We start from the raw sequence: 23672 nt of genomic DNA on the forward strand, positions 1-23672 counted from the left end.
CGCCAAGTGCTGTTCGCCGTCCCGCTGCTGGTCGCTGCCCTGTCCAGCCCTGCTGTTTTCGCCGTCGATGAAAGCGACGCCGTGAAAAAGCCCGAATGTCCGAAAGGTCAAGTGTGGGACAGTAAAACCCAGCAATGCGTGTTGCAGACCAGCGGCACAACGCAGCCCTGATATTCGTCATACGGTTCAGGCCGTGGCCGGCAACCACAGCCTGAATCGCGCCCCACCCAGCGGCGAACTTTCAACCGTCAAGGTACCGCCCTGCGCTTCCAGTGCGCGGCGGCTGATCGCCAAACCGAGGCCGAATCCACCCGTCGCGCGATCACGGCTGCGGTCGAGCCGATAGAACGGTTCAAAGATCCGCTCGCGCTCGTCGTCGGGAATGCCGATGCCATCGTCGTCAACCCATATCTCACATCCGCCGGCAATCACCTGCACGCCAATCTGAATACGCTTTTCGCAATAGCGCATGGCATTGCGCAACAGGTTCTGGATGGCCCGAGCGGTCAGGCGCGGATCCAGCGCAAAGCGTTCGAGCTGGCCGTGCAACAGAACGTCAATCACGATCTCCGGCGATTCCAGCTCCTCATCGACGCTGCCGAGAATGCTGTCGATGAACTCGTCGAGCGACACCTCGATGCGCTCGGGCGATTGCGCCGGATTCTGCAAACGGCTGTAGGAAAGCAACTCCAGCACCAATTCATCCAGCTCACGAATGTGCGCGACCAGGCTCTGCAAGCGCTCGCGGCTGGCGGCCGGCAAGTCTTCCGACAAGGCCAATGCCAGGCCGAAATCCAGACGCGTCAATGGTGTACGCAGCTCATGGGAAACGGCGTTAAGCAGATCACGTTGCTGGTTGAGCAGGTTTTCAATATCGCCAGCCATGGTGTCGAACACGTTGGCGAGGCTGCCGATGTTCGAACTCGGGGCGATTCTGGTTCGCTCGCTCAAGTGGCCTTTGCCGAAGCGTTCGGCAGTGCCTTTCAGGCGCTCTAGATCGCGCCAGTGCGGGCGCAACCAGAGCAGCAGGCAGCCGAGCAGCATGGCGCCGATCAGTACGTTGATGCTCCAGTACAACAGATCGACGTCGACCGGATCCGGCGGTACGACCATACGCACGGCCATGTCCGCATTCAGCGGAGTGACTGCCAAAGTTCGCCAGCCCCAGTCGCCGATGCGCACCACGTTTTCACCCCGGTGCAGACGTTCCTGCTCGATGGGGGTGAAAACCGGGTCGTCGATTGGCGTCAGGACGATGTGCAGCGGCTGGAATTCCTTGTCCATCGCCGCTGCAATCTCCGGCCACTGCTCTTGCGGCGCGGCATGAAACTGCTTGGTGATCAGCGATTGCAGACCTCGGGAAAAGTCCAGGTTGTAGGTGACGAAGCGATCCCGGAAGGCCATGACCACCAGATCCGGCACCAGATAGATCGCCGCGCTATAGGAGACGATCGTCACCAGATACAGGCGAAACAGAATACGAAACATCAGCTCAGCATTCCCACTCGGAGCGGCTGAACAGATAGCCCTTGCCCCACACGGTCTTGATCTTGCGCGCCTCGCCGGCGTGATCATCGAACTTGCGTCGCAACTTGGAAATCGCCACGTCCACCGAGCGATCGGTACCGTTGAATTCGATACCGCGCAGCCGCTGCAGAATCTGATCGCGACTCAGCACTTCGCCGGCGTGCCGGGCCAGCACAACCAGCAAATTGTATTCGCCGCTGGACAGCTCAACCGCTTGATCACGCCAGGTCACGGTGCGCTCGGACAGATCAATGCACAGATTGCCCATGACGATCCGGTCATTGACCGCCAACGGTTCGCCCAGGCTGCTGCGCCGCAACAAGGTACGCACCCGCGCCAGCAGCACCCGTGGCTCGCAGGGTTTGGTGACGTAATCGTCAGCGCCCATTTCCAGGCCCAGCACTTGATCATGGCTGTCATCGCGGGCTGTGAGCATGAGGATCGGCAAGGTCGCTGAATCGGCGCGCAGCAAGCGGCACACTTGTAAACCGTCGAGACCTGGCAGCATGAGGTCGAGGATCACCAGATCCGGCGGACTGATCCGCGCCCGTTCGCGCACATGGTCGCCACGGCCGATGACGCTGACGGAATAACCGTTGCGCTCCAGGTAGCTGGAAATCAGTTCGGCGAGGGCGGTGTCGTCTTCGACCAGGAGGATGTTGGGCATGGGGTGTTCCAGAAAATGCTGGGGCGACAGTCAGGGCTCACTCGCTCGCACATTGAAATGCGATCTCCTGTGGGAGCGCGCCTGCTCGCGAAAGCGATCGAACTGTCGCAATAAATTTCAAGGCCTGCAGGATATACGCCCTCACCCGCCACGGAGCAAAACCCTTACACAATTTCACACAGCAGCTACAAAGCTTCACCGCTAACCTCCCCGTCTGGCCGTAGGATGCGGCCTTCAATATTGGGGGTTGTACATGTCTGGAAAACTGCTGGCCGGGCTCGGCCTGATCGCATTGGCGCTGACGCTGAGCGCTTGTGATTCATCCTCGAACGCCGAAGAGCAGACGCCGCCGGCCACCGTGCGCGTAGAGACCATTAAAGCCGAGCCCCTGTCGATCAGCAGCGAACTGAGCGGCCGCATCGCCGCGCCACGGATTGCCGAAGTGCGTGCGCGAGTAGCCGGCGTGGTGTTGCAGCGCACCTATCGCGAAGGCAGCGACGTGAAAAAAGGCGATGTGCTGTTCCGCATTGACCCGGCGCCGTTCAAGGCCGATCTGGACAGTGCCGAAGCCGCGCTGCGCAAAGCCGAGGCCAACGCCTTTCAGGCGAAACTGCAAGAACAACGCTATGCGCAGTTGATCGAGGACCAGGCCATCAGCGGTCAGGACTACGACAACGCCCGCGCCGCTGCCCGGCAGACCGCCGCTGATGTCGCCGCCAGCAAGGCAGCGCTGGAACGGGCGAAACTGAACCTCGGTTATGCCACCGTGACCGCGCCGATCTCCGGCCGCATCGGCCGCGCGCTGGTCACCGAAGGTGCTCTGGTCGGACAGAACGAAACCACGCCGCTGGCGCTGATTCAGCAGCTCAACCCGATCCATGCCGACCTCACCCAGTCGACTCGCGAGCTCAATGAACTGCGCCGGGCGTTCCGTTCCGGGCAGTTACAGGAAGTCGGTCAGGACCAGGTCAAGGCCACACTGATTCAGGATGACGGCAGCCTGTATCCATTGCCTGGCAAGCTGCTGTTCAGCGACATCACCGTTGATCCGGGCACTGGCCAAATCATCCTCCGCAGTGAATTCCCCAATCCGGATCTCGACCTGCTGCCGGGCAGTTTCATCCGCGTACGCCTTGAACAGGCAACCATTCAGAACGGCATTACCGTGCCGCAACGCGCGGTGCAGCGTGACAGTGCCGGCATTGCCCAGGTGCTGACCGTCGATGAGCAGATGCGCGTGGCGCAGCAACGGGTGCAACTGGGTGCGGTGCAGAACAATCGCTGGATCGTCACCGGCGGCCTGAAGCCCGGCGACCGTATTGTCATCGAAGGCCTGCAACACGCCCGTCCCGGGGAAAAAGTACAGGTCGACGAAACCCCTCTTCCACTTGCCCAGACCACTGGTCAGTAAGCAGGACGCTCTTATATGCCGCAGTTCTTTATCGATCGCCCAGTGTTCGCCTGGGTGGTCGCCCTGTTCATCCTGTTGGCCGGTGCGCTGGCCATTCCGCAGTTGCCGGTCGCGCAATACCCGGACGTCGCACCGCCGCAGATCGAAATCTATGCCGTGTACCCAGGCGCCTCGGCGCAGACTGTCGATGAGAGCGTGGTCAGCCTGATCGAGGAAGAACTCAACGGTGCCGATCACCTGCTCTACTTCGAATCGCAAAGCAGCCTGGGCAGCGCGACGATCAAGGCGACGTTCCAGCCGGGCACCAACCCGGAACTGGCGCAGGTCGATGTACAGAACCGCCTGAAGGTGGTCGAGTCGCGCCTGCCACAAGCGGTCAATCAGCAGGGCTTGCAGGTGGAGAAGGTCTCTTCCGGTTTCCTCTTGCTGATCACTTTGACTTCCAGCGACGGCAAGCTCGATGACGTGGCGCTCAGCGATTATCTGGCGCGCAATGTGATGAACGAGATCAAGCGCCTGGACGGTGTCGGCAAGGCGCAGTTGTATGGTGCCGAGCGGGCGATGCGCATCTGGATCGACCCGCAGAAGCTCATCGCCTTCAACCTGACGCCGGCCGATGTCAACGAAGCCATCGTTGCGCAGAACGCCCAAGTTTCAGCGGGCAGCATCGGTGATTTGCCGTCGCCTTCCACACAGGAAATCACTGCGACGATTCTGGTCAAGGGCCAGTTGTCGACGCCGCAGGAATTTGCCGACATCGTGCTCAAGGCCAATCGCGATGGCTCCACGGTGCGCATCGGTGATGTCGCGCGCGTCGAAATCGGCAGTCAGGAATATCAGTTCGGCACTCGCCTCAACGGCAAGCCGTCCACCGCCGTCGGCGTGCAGCTGTCTCCCGGCGCCAACGCACTGAACACCGCAACGCTGGTGCGGGCGAAGATGGATGAGCTGGCGCGCTACTTCCCGGCGGGCGTGGAGTACAAGATTCCGTACGACACCTCGCCCTTCGTCAAAGTCTCGATCACCAAAGTGATCTACACCCTTGGCGAAGCGATGCTGCTGGTGTTTGCAGTGATGTTCCTGTTCCTGCAGAACGTGCGCTACACGCTGATCCCGACGCTGGTGGTGCCGGTGGCGCTGATGGGCACGTTCGCGACCATGCTGGCGCTGGGCTTCTCGATCAACGTGCTGACCATGTTCGGCATGGTGCTGGCCATCGGCATTCTGGTGGATGACGCGATCGTTGTGGTGGAGAACGTCGAGCGCATCATGGCCAGCGAGGGCTTGTCGCCCAAGGAAGCCACGCGCAAGGCAATGACGCAGATTACCGGCGCGATTATCGGCATTACTCTGGTGCTGGTCGCGGTGTTTATTCCAATGGCGTTCATGCAAGGCTCGGTCGGCGTGATCTACCAACAGTTCTCGCTGTCCATGGCCACGTCGATTCTGTTCTCGGCGTTTCTCGCCCTGACGTTGACGCCGGCGTTGTGCGCAACATTGCTCAAGCCTGTCGCCAAAGGTGAGCATCACGAGAAGTCCGGATTCTTTGGCTGGTTCAATCGTCGCTTCGAGCAACTGACCGATCGCTATCAGGGTTGGGTCGGCTATGCGCTCAAGCGCACCGGTCGCTACCTGATGATCTACGTCGTCCTGTTGATTGGACTTGGGTTCTGTTTCGCGCGCCTGCCTTCTTCGTTTCTGCCTACAGAAGATCAGGGCTACACCATTACCGATATCCAGCTGCCGCCGGGCGCGACCAAGAACCGCACCGTACAAGTAGCCGAACAGCTCGAAGCGCACAACGCCGGTGAGCCGGGAATCAGTGACAGTGTGGTGATCTTGGGTTTCAGTTTTTCCGGTAGCGGGCAGAACGCAGCGCTGGCGTTTTCGACGCTCAAGGATTGGTCGGAACGTGGCAGTGACGATGCTGCCAGCTCGATTGCCGATCGCGCCAACGCGGCGTTGAGTCAGATCAAGGACGCCATGGCCTTCTCGGTGCTGCCGCCGCCGGTGGATGGACTTGGCACGTCCAGCGGTTTCGAGTTCCGTTTGCAGGATCGCGGTGGTCTGGGCCATGCGACGTTGATGCAGGCGCGTACGGAACTGCTCGCCGCCGCCGAGAAAAGTCCGGTATTGATGAACGTCCGTGAAAGCGCGCTGGCGGAAGCGCCGCAAGTGCAATTGATCGTCGACCGCAAGCAGGCGAACGCCTTGGGCGTTTCGTTTGCCGACATCGGTAATGTGCTGTCCACTGCGGTGGGTTCCAGCTACATCAACGACTTCCCCAATCAGGGCCGCATGCAGCGCGTGGTCGTGCAAGCCGAAGGTGATCAGCGCAGTCAGGTAGACGACTTGCTGAAAATGCATGTGCGCAACAACACCGGGAACATGGTGCCGCTGTCGGCATTTGTCCAGGCCAACTGGATTCAAGGCCCGGCGCAGTTGACCCGGTACAACGGTTATCCGGCGATTGCCATCTCCGGCGAACCTTCAGCAGGGCACAGCACTGGCGAAGCGATGGCGGAAATCGAGCGTTTGGTAGCGTTGGGGCCGAAGGGCTTGGGCCAGGAATGGACTGGGTTGTCGTTGCAGGAGCGTCTGTCCGGCAATCAGGCGCCGATTCTGCTTGGCCTGTCGCTGCTGGTGGTGTTCCTGTGTCTGGCGGCGCTGTATGAAAGCTGGTCGATTCCGACCTCTGTATTGCTGGTGGTGCCGCTGGGCGTGCTCGGCGCGGTGTTGGCGGTGACAATGCGTGGCATGCCCAACGATGTGTTCTTCAAGGTCGGTCTCATCACCATCATCGGACTGTCGGCGAAGAACGCGATCCTCATTATCGAGTTTGCCAAGAGCCTGTATGACGAAGGTCACGACCTGATCGATGCAACGTTGCAGGCTGCTCGCTTGCGCTTGCGGCCGATCGTGATGACCTCGCTGGCGTTCATTCTCGGCGTGGTGCCGTTGGCTATTGCCACGGGTGCCAGCTCGGCGAGTCAGCAGGCGATCGGCACGGGCGTGATCGGCGGGATGATCACCGCGACACTGGCGGTAATCTTCGTGCCGGTGTTTTTCGTCGTGGTCATGAAGCTCGTACAACGATTCACCAAACAACGCTGATCAAACTGTGGGAGCGAGCCTGCTCGCGAATGCGTCCGGTCTGCCAACATTAATGTTGAATCTGCTGACGTCTTCGCGAGCAGGCTCGCTCCCACAAGGATTGGCCAACATCATGCGCAGTGGCCACATCTGTCATCGCTGGGCTAAGGTGGTAAAACCTCCCTCACCTACCGAGCTTTCATGCCCTTCCTCGCCCGCACCCACCCTCGTCTTTCCGGCGCCGCCCTGTTCGGCCTCGCAACGGGCCTGCTGGTCCCGGCCGACTCCATCGTCAGCAAAATCCTCATCGGCTGGAACGCCGGTGTCTGGACTTACCTGGTCCTGATGTTCTGGCTGACCATACGCGCCAAGGCCCCGGATGTGCGTCGCATCGCCGAGATCGAGGATGAAAACGCTGGACTGGTGCTTTTCGTCGTGTGCATCGCCGCGCTGGCAAGCCTGGCCACCATCACATTTGAACTGACGGGCAGCAAAGATCTGGATAACACACACAAATTGATGCACTACGGCTTCACAGCGCTGACGGTGATCGGCTCATGGCTGCTGATCGGGGTGATCTTTTGCGTGCACTACGCGAGGTTGTTTTACACCTGGAATGGGAAGGAGCCAGCACTGCGTTTTGCGGAAGGACTGACCACCCCCAATTACTGGGATTTTCTGTACTTCTCGTTCACCATCGGCGTGGCTGTGCAGACTTCGGATGTGGGTGTTGCGACACGGGATATTCGAAAGATTGTCCTCGCGCAGTCGCTGATTGGATTTGTATTCAATACAGCAATATTGGGATTCTCGATGAACATTGCGGCTGGCTTGTTCAGTTGAATCACTCTACGACTCCAAGCATAAAAACAGTCTATTGCATAGCTGTAATATCTGACAGTTTACAAGACAGTGAAGGTCGTCTTATATGGGTTGTCCACGCACTCTTATCTTACGATGCTGCCTGGATCTTCCCGACTCGCTAATATGGAGATTTAACTCATGCGCAGCGCGGCACTGAAAACTGGCTATAACCAAAACGACTTCATAGACGACTTCACCGCCGACCTAGAAGACGGCACGAAATTCAGAGCTTGGTATACAGAATTAAGGTCGGACACGACCCCCGGCAGGGGTGACGTATACATCGTCATTGCCTATGACCGTGAAAAGCCATTCGTACGGACCTTCACCATTGTTTTTGAAAAATCCAAGCTTGAGGCATCAACGGCTATTACTGAGTTTGATGTCGGTGCAAATGTCACTTACAACAGCTACGAAAACCAGCAGGCCCCAACTCTACAAAAAGCGACCTCGGGCACCTTGGACTATAAACTGGACATGGAAACCGATCGATTCACTGGCACCTTCACAGCTGACGTAGCTAAATCGGACGCAAGTGGAACATTTCCCTGCACCGCAACTTTCGACACCTCCTTGACTTGACAAAATAATCAAAGCCCCATCATTTATGAAGGGGCTTTTTTATAACTCGTTAACTTACTTATTCACCATTTCAATTGAAGGCCAAGCGTTGCGCCGATAGGCATTTCGATATTGTTGCCCCTCATATATTCCAGTTCCGCATGCGCCTGCCATCGATCCGACATGTTAAGCGCAACACCGCTGCCAACTTTTACACGCGAGCCGGAAAGGTCGTTATTGAATACATTATTATTCACCTGTACTTCGTTACTCTTTGAGAACTCGTGAGCTAAAGCCGCACGAACATAAGGCTGCCAGACAACTCCGTTGCGCAATTGCAAGTTTCGACCTAACGTCATACCGCCCTCGGCACGCATGGAACGGGTACGATCACCCTCGACGCTCAAGCCGTTCGCCAGGTGATAATCTTTGCCCTGGATTATTGCAGCACTGCCTTGGATATACGGTTCGATGAAATAGCCTTGATCGAATGCGAAATGGCGTCCGAATTCAATAGATCCGCTGACACCAGTGTTATCGTAATCACCCTTCGTACGATTTCCATCACTCAACCCGACTTTAGCTTCATTCTGGAAACGATTGAACTTGATCACATTATCAACGTAATAACCTTTGGCATTATCGATCCAGGTGAGATAGGAGCCCACATAGTAACTTTTGATCGTGCCGCTGGTTCCGCGGTGCAAATTCAAGTCAGAATGACTTTGCCCGGCCATGACGCCCAACAGCCACTGTCCACCGCCTATAGGCAGCGGAGCATCTGCGCCAAGCGTGAAACCATGCTGATCTTGTCGATAACCATCACCAAACGCGTCCGAAACATTGTACTTACTGCCATACGCCCTCCCCCACGCGCCGGATTTAGAGCGATTGAAACGCACTTCACCCATACGGCTGCGTAAAGACATAGCCTCTCCATCAAGCACAGTGATGGCAGTATTGAAAAGCGCTGTGACAGCGCGAGTAGACGGACTGACCGTCCGAGCAGTCGGATCGAGAAACCAGTCGTTGCCGCTTTCACTCTGTTTCAAGCCATAAGAAAACGCACCTAGATCGACCTCGCCATTGACGTTGGCCAATGAGAATTTGGCGTCACCGCCGGCGACATGCACAAGATCCACGGGTTGACCGCTCGGCAGCTCTGTCCCAGTTGAGGCGACCAACAAACGATGATCTCCAGTCGCTGTTCCTGTGATATTCAGCACGTCGGATTGATCTGTTGTGAAATTGACATTCATTTCAAACAAGCCACTACCAGAAAGGTTGCGCACGTCCAGTTGATTGAAAACGGTATCGGCACCGATCCTTACCGTACCGCCATTGAGCGCCAAATCGCCCACCTGACTGTTGCCCGTCATGTTCCAGCGTGACGTCGAATCGATAGTGGCGCTGGAGACATTGGTCATGACACCGGTCAATTGCGAATCCTGCTGCAGTGCTACAGAAGCAGTTGCTCCAGTATCGGCTGTCACATCTCCGGTCAACGATGCCTGGTTGAAACCAAGCGCTGCCGTACTGGTATCCGCAATCTGCACGTTGCCCATCAGGTCGCTGCGCTCCACATTGACGTCCGCATTGCCCAGCCCCTTGACTTCAATAATGGTCCCGGAGCCACCCGTCAGCGCCGAGCCGTCGAGGACGTCGATCCGGGAGGCGGCTGCGCTGGTCCCCTGGTAATCCACGACAATTGCCGACCCGCCTTTGCCCTCAACACCTGAACCTCGCAACAGCAAATGGCTTCCAGGCAGCCCTGCACCCTCGAGTCCAAGCCTTACGCCATTCTGACCACCAAGTATCTGGCTGCCTTCCGTAGCGGAAGCCGAACCGCTCAGCAACGTTACACCATAACTGCCTGCACCGGTCCCTTCGATAGTAGAGCCCGAAAACTCTAATGTACTGAAGGCCGTTGCACGTGCTCCGCCTGTTGCCCCGCGGATCGTACTGTCACTGACCGTCACCTTCGAGCCGGAATCGACGTTGATGTTGCGTCCGGCCTGGAGCCCAAGGCGATCACTGGAGATAGTGCTATTGCCAGAAATCGTCGCGGTACTGTTAGTCAGTTCAACCCCGGAACGCGCATTGCCACCTGTCACAGTGGTTCCCGCCAGGTTTACCACTGATCCAGCGGAGGCAAAGATCTGCTGAGTGGTTGCCCCTACCGCATTGACTTGAGATTGCCGAGCGACGATGCCCAGAGTCTCAGCCTGATCGATATTCAATGTCGCCTGCTGTGAAAGCTGCCAGGACTCCACGTTATCGCCTTTGGTGACTGTATGAGCCGTTCCCACCAGTCCGGCGGCGAAAGCAGACTCGCAATTCAGCAATGAGAAGCAGAACGAAGAGGTTCCAAGCCAGATAACGGTCTTGGCACGAGAGCGAAAATGTGTGGTTTTGCAAAGAGATGAAGTACTCAAATCCAATCCTCCAAATATACGTCGATGGTGATAGATCGAGTAGATCCTTCACCCAAGGCGGCGCCAAACTACCGATCCGTTACGCATTGGTATGTAGGACATGTCCGATATTGCACAATTGTTTTTTTCCAATCGTTGCCAACTGCCGGGACAACCTGTCCCGGCAGCAATGCTGACAAACCTAAATTGTCGGAGTACCTTCGCAATAATTGTTACTTGAATTTAGTAGCGACACCTCGTTAAAAAACTCTTCAGAAGGATTTGGAGCACCCGAGATGAGTATCGAATACCAGATTTTGATATAGCCATTTGGCAACCCGGAACTGAAGGGTGGTTGAATAGGCTTGATCTTGGTCAAATAAGGCTTGATATTAAGAACGAATTCCGCCGAGCTTTCGGTGCCAAGTATGGTATAAGTGTCCAAAAACTCTGTTCCACCGATTTTTTTGGTTCCAAGCGCGTCCTCATAGCCTTCCGAATAAACGGTAACAACTGTGTCTTTCGGCATATGCGTTGCATCTATCGTCACGGTCACCGGCAACTCTCGATCAGGCCGGGTCAGATACGCGCATGATACTAGTCCATTGAACAGCCTAACTGTTGGCGCCACTAAGTCGACCTTGGCGAGATCCACCTGGACTTCAGTGTTAAGTGACTCTATGACGGCTGGACTGGTAGCGCTATTTTCGATCGTCCAATATGCCTGCTTTGGACCTGGTGCCCCGATCACTGCATCAAACTCATCAGGCGTCATGGTATGAGTCAATGGGTCCGTATTACCCGCAGTCAGCGTAAAGTCAGCAACTTCCTCGCCGTTTATCCAGAATCTGGCAATGTCGCCAGTTACAGGCACCCACGTGTCGCCGGTTTTTATCATCGGTGTGCTGAATGTGATATCCGCCAAACGGTCGGAAGCGGTGATGTGGTTCTTGGTTCCCGACGCACCCTCCACGGTAACTTCTACCATGTTCGGGTTTTTGATGTCCGGAAAGCCCGGATTACTTGGGCCGGGGGCAAGTAAATTGATTTGGGAGTCGGTACCTGGCGGAGCAACTTCAGGTTCAGTTCCACGAAAAAACTTATAAGATCCAGTAATCGGCACTGCCGCGGTCGCATTATTCCAGAGCGCCAGCAATCTGCTGGTTGTGATAGGGAACTGCAGCACAGTGGCGGCACCCAAGGGGCGAGTCCCCAAACTGACTGGAAGCGTTCCATTGGTGACAGTTGCAGCAATGCGGTCGGTGTCTTGCGCATTGTCCGGGCGTTTGACATTCAAATACACCGTACCCTGCAGATCGTTGAGGTCGATTGGGTCCGGCAAGATACCCTGAGGAAACTCACAATCGTGAAAGACTGGAGGTGGGGTTCGAGAAATTTGATAATCATTGGCAACCGCTTGCTCGCTGATGTTGCCCGTCGCGTCCGTCAGCGTGTACCAAAGATATTCCCGCGCGTCTATTTTTGGCAATTCAGCACTTGGCACGTCAACTGTGTCCGCTGTTAACCGCTGAGTATGGAGCAACTTTCCAGTTCCATATGTGGAGCCTGAATACACATGAATAGTGTCGGTTGCACTATAAAACTCGTAGTTTCGATTGATACTTATTTGTAAGAACTCATTATTCTCCAGCCATGCGTCGTCGACGGTTTTATCGGGCAAATTCATGTAAACAGCTCTTTCCGGCGGAAATTTCGTACCCGTTACCTTGTCCACCTCTGGTGGATTTTTATCGATTTCTACAGTGAGCCAATTCGAGTCGTCCCAATTGCCGTTTTTTCCGTTTTGTACGCGTAACTGAAACTGCCACGTTGTTGAAGCTTTATTCACATCATCATCCACCAGCGCCGCGGTCGGCACGTCGATAAGCACTTCCGCCGGGCGGCCGGCGACTGCCCCCAAATTGTCGTCTGTAATCATGTCTTCTGGACCGCCCGGGCCCTTGCGCTGGTACAACTCATATAAATCGTTATCTTCGGGCGTCAGGATTGTTGAAGTCAGGAATTTTACCTGGGCGGTACCTGAATCAATGATTGCCTTCGGCAACAGCCTACCCGGTAGCAAGCCAACGAACTCGGGATCAGCCAAGCGCACCCCTACGTTAACGTTAGAAGTACGCAGCGCAAGGCGACTACTTTTACCAAGAGCAACAGCAGATTGCGGCTTATCGTTAAAAATCGAAGTATTCACCTTCATTTCCTCGTAGTAATTAAAAACCCAAGCCGCACCCAAGCAACTTTCTGTCGCCAACATGAGCGACATGCATGACGTAGAGGCCAAAGACCGCTTTGATTACGGCTGTGTTACAACATTTACTTCAAAGGACCGCCGCCGCAGGGCTCTGGACAACCCGACTCGACGCGGTCTATTTTGACCAGACCAGGATGTGACGCATAAATCGGTACCCCCCGACGGAGAATGGTGTATCGGGCGATAGCAGAATGCTTGTCAAACATAGGCCTTATAAAAGGATCAAACGGAATATCTATAACAAACCCCTTAACAGGTTTATCACCATCAATTATTTCCCTGAACGTATGCTGCGGAGTGAGTACAGGGGGAGATCCATTTAATGTCGCAAACCCCTGCCAGACGAGTACACACACATCCTCATGCTGGAATATATCCGCAGCCTCAGGCACTATCTCGACCTGTATTTTTTCCCCAACCCAAGGAACGGTTTTGCAATTTATATAGCCCCAAAGATCCGCATCCGGAAATGCTGGTTTACGAAGCGTGGGCTTGAGAGCGTGTACTATTGTTAGTCTACGCCGGGGCGATTCATCATCATTACCATTACGCCCCACAAGCAGATAATAAATGTCGGCAAGGCCGTCCTCTTTCATATGTTCTGCTGTGAGATCGAATTCGAACTCTGGTTTATCGTCGAGATAGGTATATCTCTCGCAGAAAATCACGTTCGTTTCTTTGTTTTGCTCCCAATAAACATAAAGCTTCGTGTAATCTTCATCTTCACCTGGAAGCGGCTTTTGTGGAAAATTTGCCCAGCGCGGTATTCTCCCTTTCGTCCCGTTAATCAAAACATCCGGCGGCACGTGGCCGTCCGGGTCTGATGAACTAATTCCATCTAATGTAAAAGGCTCCGCGGTGAGCTGATTACTCTGCTCCATGTTATCTACTCTCTGCGATAATCTGCTGTGTGCGCGTCAATGAACTCTGTGTGTTGTTTCGATTAAGCGCCGGATTCTCCCTTTTGCCTACTGTCATATCTGACAGGTCAAATGACCGTCTGTCGGAATAACAGGATGGATCACTGCAAGCGAATAAGAGAGCACTTGACGATATTTCGTTTTTCGGAGAACACTGAAACCGGTTTCAGAGCTTATCCCCGCAATATAAAAATAAGGTCTATACGCCCGTGAACGATTTCTCCGCCGCACAACGAAGCCGCGTGACCATGCTCGACGTTGCCGAACATGCCGGCGTATCCAAGGCCAGCGTCTCGCGTTTCATCGGCGATGACCGCGCCCTGCTCTCCGATGCCATTGCCCGGCGCATCGAGCAGGCGATTGATGAACTCGGCTACCGCCCCAACCAAATGGCCCGTGGCCTCAAACGCGGGCGCACTCGCCTGATCGGCATGCTCGTCGCCGATATCCGCAACCCTTATTCGATTGCCGTGATGCACGGGGTGGAAACCGCCTGCCGGGCGCACGGCTACAGCCTGGTGGTGTGCAACACCGACCGCGATGATGAGCAGGAACGCCAGCACCTGGCGCTGTTGCGCTCGTACAACATCGAAGGGCTGATCGTGAACACGCTGGGCCATCACCGGGACGAACTGCACGAACTGCGCCGCGAGATGCCGCTGGTGCTGGTGGATCGCAAGGTCGACGGGCTCGACAGCGACATGGTCGGGTTGAACAACTCGCAAGCAGTAGAGATGGCGCTCGCGCATCTCGAGCAACGCGGATATCGGGATCTTTTGCTGGTCACCGAACCGTATGACGGCACCAGCTCGCGGATCGAGCGGGTCAGCAGTTTTCAGGCGCAGATTGCTCAGCGCTCGACCCTGACTGGGGCGGTGCTGGAAACCGGTGATGATCTGAACGCGCAACTTCAAAGCTTTTTAAACACACCCGGTGATGGCCCGAAAGCGCTGTTTTGCGCCAATGGCGTGGCGGCGTTGGCGGCAACGCATGCGCTGCGCGCGCTGGGCGTGCGTCTATTTGAAGACGTCGGGTTGATTGCCCTGGATGATCTGGATTGGTATCCGTTGGTGGGCAGCGGAATTACCGCGCTGGCACAGCCGACGCAAGAGATTGGCGCGCGGGCGTTTGAGTGTCTGCTCAAGCGCTTGCGCGGGGATGATGAGGTGGCGCGGATGGTGGATTTTGCCCCTGTGCTGATTGAGCGGGGTTCGACCCGAGGGATTGACGGCGTCTGATCTGGCGCTTTCGCGAGCAGGCTCGCTCCCACAGGTTGATCCCATTCCATTGTGGGAGCGAGCCTGCTCGCGAAGGCCTGCAGAAGAACACTGCAGAACTACTTGATATTTTTTTGAACAAAAATGAAACCGGTTTCAGAGGTCAATAACAATGAATAAACCAGCCGTTTCCATCAGTCTGTCCAGCTACGGCGCCGAGCTTGTGCGCCAGCGTGGGCAGGATTCCTTTATTGAGATCCTCGCGGCCTCCGGCGCCAATCGCATCGAGTGGCGCGAAGAGTTGCTGACCCGGGAAGACCCGGCGCAACTCGCTCAGGCTACCCAGGCGCAGGGCTTGCAAAGCATTTATTCCTCACCCACCGAACTCTGGCTCGCAGGGCAAGCGCAGCCAAATCCCGAACTGATTACCGCGCTGCAACAGGCCCGGGCATTCGGCTCGAAATGGTTGAAGGTGTCGCTCGGTTATTTCACCGACAACTCTGATTTGCAGGCACTGGCCGAGCGACTCAAACACAGCCCGGTGCAACTGCTGGTAGAGAACGATCAAACCTTACATGGCGGGCGCATCGAGCCGTTCCAGCGTTTCTTCGCCGCCGTCGAGCAGCACAACCTGCCGATCAAGATGACTTTCGACATCGGTAACTGGCACTGGCAGGACCAGTCTGCCGCCAGCGCCGCTCGCGCGCTGGGGCGTCATGTCGGTTACGTGCATTGCAAAGCCGTGGCGCGCCGCGCCGACGGCAAACTGGTTGCGGTGCCGCCGGCCGTCAGCGACCTGCATCTGTGGGAACAACTGCTGCGGCACATGGACCAAGGCGTTATGCGCGCCGCCGAATACCCGCTGCAAGGCGATGACTTGGTGCAACTGACCCGCGAACACGTCGCCGCCCTCGCCCGCCTCGGTCAATCGCGCCTGGAGCCAGCCCATGTCTGAGATCGATATTCTTTCCTTCGGTGAAACCATGGCAATGCTGGTCGCCGAGCAGACCGGCGATCTTGCCAAGGTCGAGCAGTTTCACAAACGGATTGCCGGGGCCGACAGCAACGTCGCGATCGGCTTGTCGCGTCTGGGTTTCAACGTCGCGTGGTTGAGCCGGGTCGGCAACGATTCACTCGGACGCTTTGTGGTCGAGACGCTGATCAAGGAAGGTCTGGATTGCAGCCACGTCGAAGTCGATAAAAACCATCCGACCGGATTCCAGTTCAAATCGCGCAACGACGACGGCAGCGACCCGCAGGTGGAATATTTCCGGCGCGGTTCGGCGGCCAGTCATTTGTCGCCGCACGCCATCAACGACAACCTGCTGAGCGCCCGCCATTTGCACGCCACCGGTATCCCACCGGCGCTCTCCGCCTCGGCGCGGGAAATGGCCGTCGAACTGATGACCCGCATGCGCGCCGCCGGACGCAGCGTGTCGTTCGACCCGAATCTGCGCCCGAGCCTGTGGGCCAGCGAGGCCGAGATGATCCGCGAGATCAACCGCCTCGCCGCCCTCGCCCACTGGGTGTTGCCGGGGTTAAGCGAGGGCCGCCTGCTTAGCGGTTTCGACGACCCGGCCGACATTGCTGCGTTTTATCTGGATCAAGGTGCGGAGGCGGTGGCGATCAAGCTCGGGCCTGAAGGCGCTTATTACCGCACGCAGCTGGATCAGGGTTTTGTCGCTGGCGTGCCGGTAAGCAACGTGGTCGATACCGTGGGCGCCGGTGATGGCTTTGCGGTCGGGATGATCAGTGCCCTGCTCGAGCATCAGAGTTTTGCCGAGGCCGTGCAGCGAGCGAACTGGATTGGCAGTCGCGCGGTGCAGAGTCGTGGCGACATGGAGGGGTTGCCGACCCGCCAAGAGTTATCGATTGAATTTGAATCCGCCTTCGCGAGCAGGCTCGCTCCCACATTTGGCATGCAATCGCCTGTGGGAGCGAGCCTGCTCGCGAAGAGGCCCGCCTGATCACCGCAAATCAATGAACCTGCTGCGACAAAAACAACAAGCTCAGGAGTCACACCGATGAAAACCGCTACCCTCGCCACCCGCCGCTGGTGGTACATCATGCCGATTGTGTTCATCACATATAGCCTGGCCTATCTCGATCGCGCCAACTACGGTTTTGCCGCCGCGTCGGGCATGGCCGAAGACCTGATGATCACACCGGGCCTGTCCTCGCTGCTCGGCGCGCTGTTCTTTCTCGGCTACTTTTTCTTCCAGGTGCCCGGCGCGATCTACGCGCAAAAGCACAGCGTGAAGAAGCTGATTTTCGTCAGCCTGATTCTCTGGGGCGGGCTCGCCACGCTGACGGGCGTGGTCTCCAACGCCTATTGGCTGATCGTCATTCGCTTCATGCTCGGCGTGGTCGAAGCGGCGGTGATGCCGGCGATGCTGGTCTATCTCTGCCACTGGTTCACCCGTGCCGAACGCTCGCGGGCCAACACTTTTCTGATCCTCGGCAACCCAGTGACGATGCTGTGGATGTCGGTAGTCTCGGGCTATCTGGTGCAGCATTTCAGCTGGCGCTGGATGTTCATCATCGAAGGTCTGCCGGCGGTGTTGTGGGCGTTTATCTGGTGGCGTCTGGCCGATGATCGTCCGGCCCAGGCCAAGTGGCTCAATGAGCAGGAAAAACACGATCTGGAAAGCGCCCTCGCCGCAGAGCAGGTCGGCATCAAAGCCGTGAAGAACTACGCCGAGGCGTTCCGTTCGCCGAAGGTGATCATCCTGGCGCTGCAGTTTTTCTGCTGGAGCATCGGCGTCTACGGATTCGTTTTGTGGCTGCCATCGATCCTCAAGGCAGGCGCGCAAATGGACATGATCGAGGCTGGCTGGCTCTCGTCGCTGCCCTATCTGGCGGCGGTGCTGGGCATGCTCGCGGTGTCGTGGGGTTCGGACAAATTGCAGAAGCGCAAACGCTTCGTCTGGCCGCCGCTGCTGATCGCTTCGATTGCGTTTTATGGCTCGTATGCCTTGGGCGCCGAACATTTCTGGTGGTCGTACACGCTGCTGGTGATTGCCGGCGCCTGCATGTACGCGCCATATGGGCCGTTCTTCGCCATCGTCCCGGAGATCCTGCCGGCCAACGTTGCCGGTGGCGCCATGGCGCTGATCAACAGCATGGGCGCGCTCGGCTCGTTCGGCGGTTCGTATCTGGTCGGCTACCTGAACAGCTCCACCGGCTCGCCCGGCGCTTCCTATTTATTGATGAGCGGCGCGCTGCTGCTGTCGGTGGTGTTGACCATTTTCCTCAAGCCCGGCGCCAGTGATCGCGTCGTCGCCAAAGCCGCCGCCACACCGCGTGTGCCGGCGCATTCCTGAAAGGATTTTTTGCCATGAAAAAAAAGGTCGTGCTGTACAAGAAACTTTCGCCCGCGCTAATGGCGCGCCTGCAAGAGCAGTTTGACGTAACGCTGATCGAAAGCCTCGACGCCGATGGCGTCATGCAGTTGCGCGATGCCCTGCCCCGAGCCCACGGTTTGCTCGGCGCCAGCCTGAAACTGGATGCGGCGTTGCTGGATCTGGCGCCGCAACTGGAGGCGATTGCCAGCGTCTCGGTGGGTGTCGACAACTACGACATCGAGTATCTGAATCGGCGCAAGATTCTGCTGACCAACACCCCCGACGTGCTCACCGAAACCACCGCCGACACCGGTTTCGCCCTGATCCTCGCTGCCGCGCGGCGTGTGGTTGAACTGGCGAACATGGTCCGTGGCGGGCAGTGGAGCCGCAACATCGGCCCGGCGCATTTCGGCACCGATGTGCATGGCAAGACGCTGGGCATCATCGGCATGGGCCGCATCGGCGAGGCCCTGGCCCAGCGCGGGCATTTCGGTTTCGGCATGCCGGTGATCTACCACAGTCAGTCGCGCAAGCCGGCGGTCGAGGAGCGGTTCGCTGCGCAATATCGCAGCCTCGAAGAGTTGCTCCAGCAGGCCGATTTCATTTGCCTGACTTTGCCTCTGACGGCGCAGACCGAACGTTTGATCGGCGCGGAACAATTTGCGCTGATGCGGCCGGAAAGCATTTTCATCAATATCTCGCGGGGCAAAGTGGTCGATGAGGTGGCGATGATCGAGGCGTTGCGCAGCAAGCGCATTCGCGCGGCGGGGCTGGATGTGTTCGAGCGCGAGCCGTTGAATCATGATTCGCCATTGTTGCAGTTGAGCAATGTTGTGGCCACGCCGCACATGGGCTCGGCGACCCATGAAACGCGTGAGGCAATGGCGCGGTGTGCGGTGGAGAATCTGTTGGCGGCGCTGAATGGACAGCGGCCGGCGAATCTGGTGAATCCTCTAAACTGATCGTTCCCACGCTCTGCGTACTGATCGTTCCCACGCTCAGCGTGGGAATGCAGCCCGGGACGCTCCGCGTCCCTTCCGAAAGCTGGAACGCGGAGCGTCCCTAGAGGCATTCCCACGCGGAGCGTGGGAACGATCAGTAAGGCGCCGGGGCAGGCAATGCAAGACCCTCAGGCACTCCGCGCCTGCAACAGCTGCACCGCACACAACGCAATCCGCGCGCAGGCATCCGCCAGTTTGACCCGATCCACCACCAGACCGATGCGAATATGCCCCGCCGCGCTCGGCCCGAACGCTTCGCCGGCCAGCACAGACACGCCATAACCTTCCAGCAAGCGCTCGGCAAACGCCTGAGCGCCGAGGCCAGTCTGGCGCACATCGACCATCACGAACATGCCGCCATCCGGGCAAATCGGCTGCAACCCAGGGCAACCGTACAAACGTTCGCAGACCAGATCGCGGCGCAAGCGATACTCCTCGCGCATCTGCGTGACTTCCGGCAGATCGCTTTGCAGCGCCACTTGTGCGGCCTTCTGTACGAAATCCGGCAGACCGAAGAGCATGCTCAGCGACAGATTCACCAGATGCTCGGCCAAGGGTTTCGGGCCGATCATCCAGCCGATGCGCCAACCGGTCATCGCATGGGATTTCGACAGACTGTTGATCGTCGCGGTGCGCTCGGCCATGCCCGGCAGGCTCGCCGGGCTGACGTGCTCGCCTTCGTATAAAAGCTCGCTGTACACCTCATCGCTGATCAGCCACAGGTCATGGCGAATGCACAGCGCTGCCAGTTCCTGCCAGATCAGCAAGGGCAGACTCGCGCCGCTGGGATTGTTCGGGCTGTTGAGCAGCATCGCGCGAGTTCGCGGGGTAATGCGCGAGGCGACATCGGCGGGGTCGACACGAAAACCGTTCTCCGGGCGCACCGGCACGGCAATTACCTTGGCACCGCAAGCGCCAAACACTCCTTCGTAGGTAACGTACATCGGCTCGGCGACGATCACTTCATCGCCCGGATCGAGCAGACACTGCGCCACCGAATACACCGCGCATTGCGCGCCGGGCAGGACAATCACCTGATCAGGATCAACCCGTTGACCACTGCGCTGGCGATGACGCTCGGCAATCAGCCTGCGCAGCTCGAACCGCCCACGCACATCGGCGTAATGGGTGTCGCCGGCCAACAGGCTGTCAATCGCACCATGGACAATCGGCAACGGCGTATCGAAATCCGGATCGCCGACGCTCAACAACAAAACATCAACGCCGTCGGCGCGCAGTTCCAGCGCTCGGTCGTGAATCTGCCAGGCAGCGGCACCCTCCCCGGCGATTCGTTGGGTCAAGGCTGAATAGCGCATGTACGTCTCCTGTTAGCGCGGTTTCCAGCCTTCACCGTATCTCAAATCACGAAACGCGCCACCATGGCGTTCAAATCCACTGCCAGTCGCGACAGTTCGTGGGTCGCGGCGCTGGTCTGGTTGGCGCCGGCGGCCGATTGCGTGGCGAGGTCGCGAATGTTGACCAGGTTGCGATCGACTTCGCGGGAGACTTGCGCCTGCTCTTCCGAAGCGCTGGCGATAACCAGGTTGCGCTCGTTGATCTGGTGAATCGATTGCGTGATCTGCTCCAGCGCCACGCCGGCCGCGCGGGCCATTTCCAATGTGGACTGGGTGCGCTGATTGCTTTGCTGCATCGACGAAACCGCTTCTCCGGTACCGTTCTGGATGCCGGCGACCATTTTTTCGATTTCCTGAGTCGACTGCGCGGTGCGATGGGCCAAGGCGCGCACTTCGTCAGCCACCACGGCAAAACCACGGCCAGCCTCGCCGGCACGCGCCGCTTCAATTGCAGCGTTGAGCGCCAAGAGGTTGGTCTGTTCGGCGATGGCCCGAATCACGTCCAGCACCTTGCCAATGTCACGACCTTGCGCGGCGAGGCCTTCAATCATCTGCGCGGTGTTCTGCACGTCGTGAGTCATGGTCTGGATCGCGTCGACGGTTTTCACCACCTGATCGCGACCTTCGCGGGCGGCGTGGGTCGACTGGTTTGACGCTTCGGAAGTCGACACGGCGTTGCGCGCCACCTCTTCCACCGCAGCGGTCATCTCGTTGACGGCGGTGGCGGCCTGTTCGATTTCGTTGTTCTGCTGCTGCAGGCCGCGCGACGCTTCTTCGGTGACGGCGCTGAGTTCTTCGGCAGCGGCGCCCAGTTGCGTGGCGGAACCGGCGATCTGCTCGATGGTTTTGCGCAGGTTGGTCTGCATCGCCGCCAGGGCTTCGAGCAGGCGCGCCGGTTCGTCCTTGCCGTCGACTTCGATGGCTTTGCTGAGGTCACCGTCGGCAATGGTTTGCGCAGCGAGCACGGCGCGGTTGAGCGGCGTGACGATGCTGCGGGTCAGCAACCAGGCGAGCAACACGGTGGCCAGCGCCGCAATCACGGCGACGATGATGATCCCGGTGATGGCGCTGTCATAGTTATCACCGGCCTTGGTGGCCGCCGCTCTGGCCCCGGCGGTATTCATGCCGATCAGCTTGTTGAGCTGCTCGCCCATCTGATCGGTGCCTTCCTTGATGCGCGTGTTGATCAACGCACGCATCGCTTCCAGATCGCCCTTGCGCGATAGCTCAATCATCTGATTCTGCGCTTGCAGGTAGTTGTCGAGGGTTGTCGAAAACGTCTGAAAAACGGCGTGCTCTTCAGGACCTGCCGGCAACGCAGCGTAGCTGGCTTGCGCTTTGCGCACCTTGTCGACCAGCACCGCGATGCGGGTTTCTGCCTCTTGCAAGCTGGCCGGCTCGCGATTGACCAGCACACGGAACGACAAGATGCGCATGCGCAGGACGTTCTCCGTGACCACACTGAGGTGGGTCACGCTTGGCAATTGGTTGGTGTCCATGTCGACCGACGCCTGACGAATGACCGTCATGCGGCTGACGGCGAACACGCCGAGGACAATCACCAGCAAGGCGATAAAGGCAAAACCGAGGAAAGCACGGGGCGCGATATTCAGATTACGCAGGGACATGGTCGGACTCTCGAAAGAAAGAAACTGCGAGCGTCCATGCCGTGAGCACTGGCCCATAGCGGGCGACAGTCCGGCAGCACTGAGTTGTGGTTTTGTGTGCGCCTGACCGTTGTATCGGCCAGGCTTGAGGAAGGTTTCGGGTCGGCGGTAAATATTTTTCAGGCTGAGGCGAGTTGCCAGACCCGGGCGATGTCGGTGGCGCGTTCACGCAGCAGGCGCGGGGCTTCGGCGCAGGCCTGTTCCAGAGTCATCGGTCCGCTGGTCACGGCGAACGCGGCGTCGATGCCGTGTTGATAGAGCGCCTGATAGCCCTCGCCCAAGGTCCCGGCAATCACAATCACCGGCACGGCGTATTGTTTGGCAACTCGCGCGACACCGAACGGCGTTTTGCCGCGCAGGGTCTGCGCATCGAAGCGGCCTTCGCCGGTAATCACCAGATCCGCACCTTTGACCGCGTCAGCGAGCCCGACCAGTTCCGCCACCACCTCGACGCCAGCCTGAAACTGCGCGCCGAGAAAAGCCTTGGCGGCAAATCCCAGACCACCCGCCGCACCGCTGCCCGGTTCATCGCGCACGTCCTTGCCCAATGCTTGCGCGCAAAGCTCGGCGAAGTGCCCCAGCGCGTGGTCGAGCTGCTCAACCTGCGCGGGCGATGCGCCCTTCTGCGGGCCGAAAATGGCCGACGCGCCGTGGGGGCCGCAGAGCGGATTGTTAACATCAGCGGCGATGTCGAAACGCACATTGGCCAGACGCGGATCAAGTCCATTCAGATCCAGCCGCGCCAGTTGCGCCAAGGCCAGGCCACCGGGCACCAACGGCTGATTTTGCCCATCCAGTAACTTCACGCCCAACGCCTGCATCGCCCCGGCACCGCCGTCATTGGTCGCACTGCCGCCAATTGCCAGAATCACCCGCTGCGCGCCGGCGTCCAGCGCTGCACGAATCAACTCACCGGTACCAAAAGTGCTGCTGATGCACGCATCGCGCTGCCCCGGTGGGACCAATTGCAGTCCACTGGCCTCGGCCATTTCGATGATCGCGGTGTGGTTGTGCGGCAGCCAGCCCCAGGCAGCATCGACCGGCGCGCCCAGTGGACCGCGCACACGGGTGCGGCGCAATTCACCTTCGCAGGCTGCGAGAATCGACTCGACCGTACCTTCGCCGCCATCGGCCATCGGGCATTTGATCAGCGTCGCCTGCGGCCAGACCTGCGCCAGTCCGAGGGCGATGGCTTCGGCAACGCCTTGGGCACTCAGGCTGTCCTTGAACGAGTCGGGGGCGATGACGATTTTCATGGGAATTCTCCGGTTGCAGTGGCGTTCATGCTGCCAGTCGGCCTGCGCCTTGACGCCGGTCGGGTGCACAAGTGGCGTCGGCGTTTATTGTTCATTTCCACAAAAG

General features: G+C 58.2%; 17 protein-coding genes. 9 read left to right on the top strand and 8 right to left on the bottom strand.

The features are described from left to right. Window positions 1-186: 186 nt before the first annotated feature. On the bottom strand, window positions 187-1488 hold the full coding sequence (locus D8U71_RS27250) for an ATP-binding protein (protein WP_073476613.1): 1302 nt from the start codon (window positions 1486-1488) through the stop codon (window positions 187-189). 4 nt (window positions 1489-1492) lie between these two features. Next, the gene (locus D8U71_RS27255) at window positions 1493-2194 is read right to left on the bottom strand and encodes a response regulator transcription factor (protein WP_016774890.1); all 702 of its coding nucleotides are present in this window, start codon (window positions 2192-2194) and stop codon (window positions 1493-1495) included. Between the two features lie 253 nt (window positions 2195-2447). Here D8U71_RS27255 and D8U71_RS27260 point away from each other — a divergent pair, with 253 nt between their 5' ends. From D8U71_RS27260 to D8U71_RS27275, 4 genes are all read left to right on the top strand, one after another. Continuing rightward, window positions 2448-3605, top strand: a complete 1158-nt coding sequence (locus D8U71_RS27260) for an efflux RND transporter periplasmic adaptor subunit (protein ID WP_130889136.1) — start codon at window positions 2448-2450, stop codon at window positions 3603-3605. Window positions 3606-3620: 15 nt separating this feature from the next. Next, the gene (locus D8U71_RS27265) at window positions 3621-6719 is read left to right on the top strand and encodes an efflux RND transporter permease subunit (protein WP_125926522.1); all 3099 of its coding nucleotides are present in this window, start codon (window positions 3621-3623) and stop codon (window positions 6717-6719) included. 180 nt (window positions 6720-6899) lie between these two features. Then, the gene (locus D8U71_RS27270; RefSeq protein WP_130889137.1) at window positions 6900-7541 is read left to right on the top strand and encodes a DUF1345 domain-containing protein; all 642 of its coding nucleotides are present in this window, start codon (window positions 6900-6902) and stop codon (window positions 7539-7541) included. Between the two features lie 159 nt (window positions 7542-7700). Continuing rightward, window positions 7701-8144 (top strand): hypothetical protein, encoded by a 444-nt coding sequence (locus tag D8U71_RS27275; RefSeq protein WP_125926520.1) that lies wholly within the window; start codon window positions 7701-7703, stop codon window positions 8142-8144. 62 nt (window positions 8145-8206) lie between these two features. On the opposite strand, the gene D8U71_RS27280 is transcribed toward D8U71_RS27275, so the two are convergent. From D8U71_RS27280 to D8U71_RS27290, 3 genes are all read right to left on the bottom strand, one after another. Then, window positions 8207-10558, bottom strand: coding sequence for an autotransporter outer membrane beta-barrel domain-containing protein (locus D8U71_RS27280; RefSeq protein ID WP_130889138.1), 2352 nt, complete (start codon window positions 10556-10558; stop codon window positions 8207-8209). A gap of 181 nt (window positions 10559-10739) precedes the next feature. Beyond that, window positions 10740-12746, bottom strand: a complete 2007-nt coding sequence (locus tag D8U71_RS27285; RefSeq protein ID WP_130889139.1) for a hypothetical protein — start codon at window positions 12744-12746, stop codon at window positions 10740-10742. Window positions 12747-12868: 122 nt separating this feature from the next. Beyond that, a complete protein-coding gene (locus D8U71_RS27290; RefSeq protein ID WP_125926517.1) occupies window positions 12869-13687 on the bottom strand; it encodes a hypothetical protein in 819 nt (272 codons plus the stop codon). Window positions 13688-13935: 248 nt separating this feature from the next. On the opposite strand from D8U71_RS27290, the gene D8U71_RS27295 reads away from it, so the two are divergent. The 5 genes from D8U71_RS27295 (at window position 13936) to D8U71_RS27315 (ending at window position 19249) form a co-directional block, all read left to right on the top strand. Next, a complete protein-coding gene (locus tag D8U71_RS27295) occupies window positions 13936-14964 on the top strand; it encodes a LacI family DNA-binding transcriptional regulator (protein ID WP_130889140.1) in 1029 nt (342 codons plus the stop codon). Between the two features lie 151 nt (window positions 14965-15115). Beyond that, a complete protein-coding gene (locus D8U71_RS27300; protein WP_130889141.1) occupies window positions 15116-15898 on the top strand; it encodes a TIM barrel protein in 783 nt (260 codons plus the stop codon). Continuing rightward, the gene (locus tag D8U71_RS27305) at window positions 15891-16910 is read left to right on the top strand and encodes a sugar kinase (RefSeq protein WP_125926515.1); all 1020 of its coding nucleotides are present in this window, start codon (window positions 15891-15893) and stop codon (window positions 16908-16910) included. The genes D8U71_RS27300 and D8U71_RS27305 overlap by 8 nt, the downstream gene beginning before the upstream one ends. A 57-nt stretch (window positions 16911-16967) precedes the next feature. Then, window positions 16968-18266 (top strand): MFS transporter, encoded by a 1299-nt coding sequence (locus D8U71_RS27310; RefSeq protein ID WP_016774902.1) that lies wholly within the window; start codon window positions 16968-16970, stop codon window positions 18264-18266. Window positions 18267-18280: 14 nt separating this feature from the next. Next, the gene (locus D8U71_RS27315; protein ID WP_130889142.1) at window positions 18281-19249 is read left to right on the top strand and encodes a D-glycerate dehydrogenase; all 969 of its coding nucleotides are present in this window, start codon (window positions 18281-18283) and stop codon (window positions 19247-19249) included. A gap of 167 nt (window positions 19250-19416) precedes the next feature. Here the strand turns inward: D8U71_RS27315 and D8U71_RS27325 are convergent, their stop codons facing one another. The 3 genes from D8U71_RS27325 to D8U71_RS27335 form a co-directional block, all read right to left on the bottom strand. Continuing rightward, on the bottom strand, window positions 19417-20604 hold the full coding sequence (locus D8U71_RS27325) for an aminotransferase class I/II-fold pyridoxal phosphate-dependent enzyme (protein WP_130889143.1): 1188 nt from the start codon (window positions 20602-20604) through the stop codon (window positions 19417-19419). A 41-nt stretch (window positions 20605-20645) separates the two neighbouring features. Further along, a complete protein-coding gene (locus D8U71_RS27330; RefSeq protein ID WP_130889144.1) occupies window positions 20646-22271 on the bottom strand; it encodes a methyl-accepting chemotaxis protein in 1626 nt (541 codons plus the stop codon). Between the two features lie 158 nt (window positions 22272-22429). Continuing rightward, a complete protein-coding gene (locus tag D8U71_RS27335; RefSeq protein ID WP_129999431.1) occupies window positions 22430-23566 on the bottom strand; it encodes a glycerate kinase in 1137 nt (378 codons plus the stop codon). Window positions 23567-23672 lie beyond the last annotated feature (106 nt).

The organism is Pseudomonas sp. Sample_21 (assembly GCF_004307525.1).
Taxonomy (GTDB): domain Bacteria; phylum Pseudomonadota; class Gammaproteobacteria; order Pseudomonadales; family Pseudomonadaceae; genus Aquipseudomonas; species Aquipseudomonas atacamensis.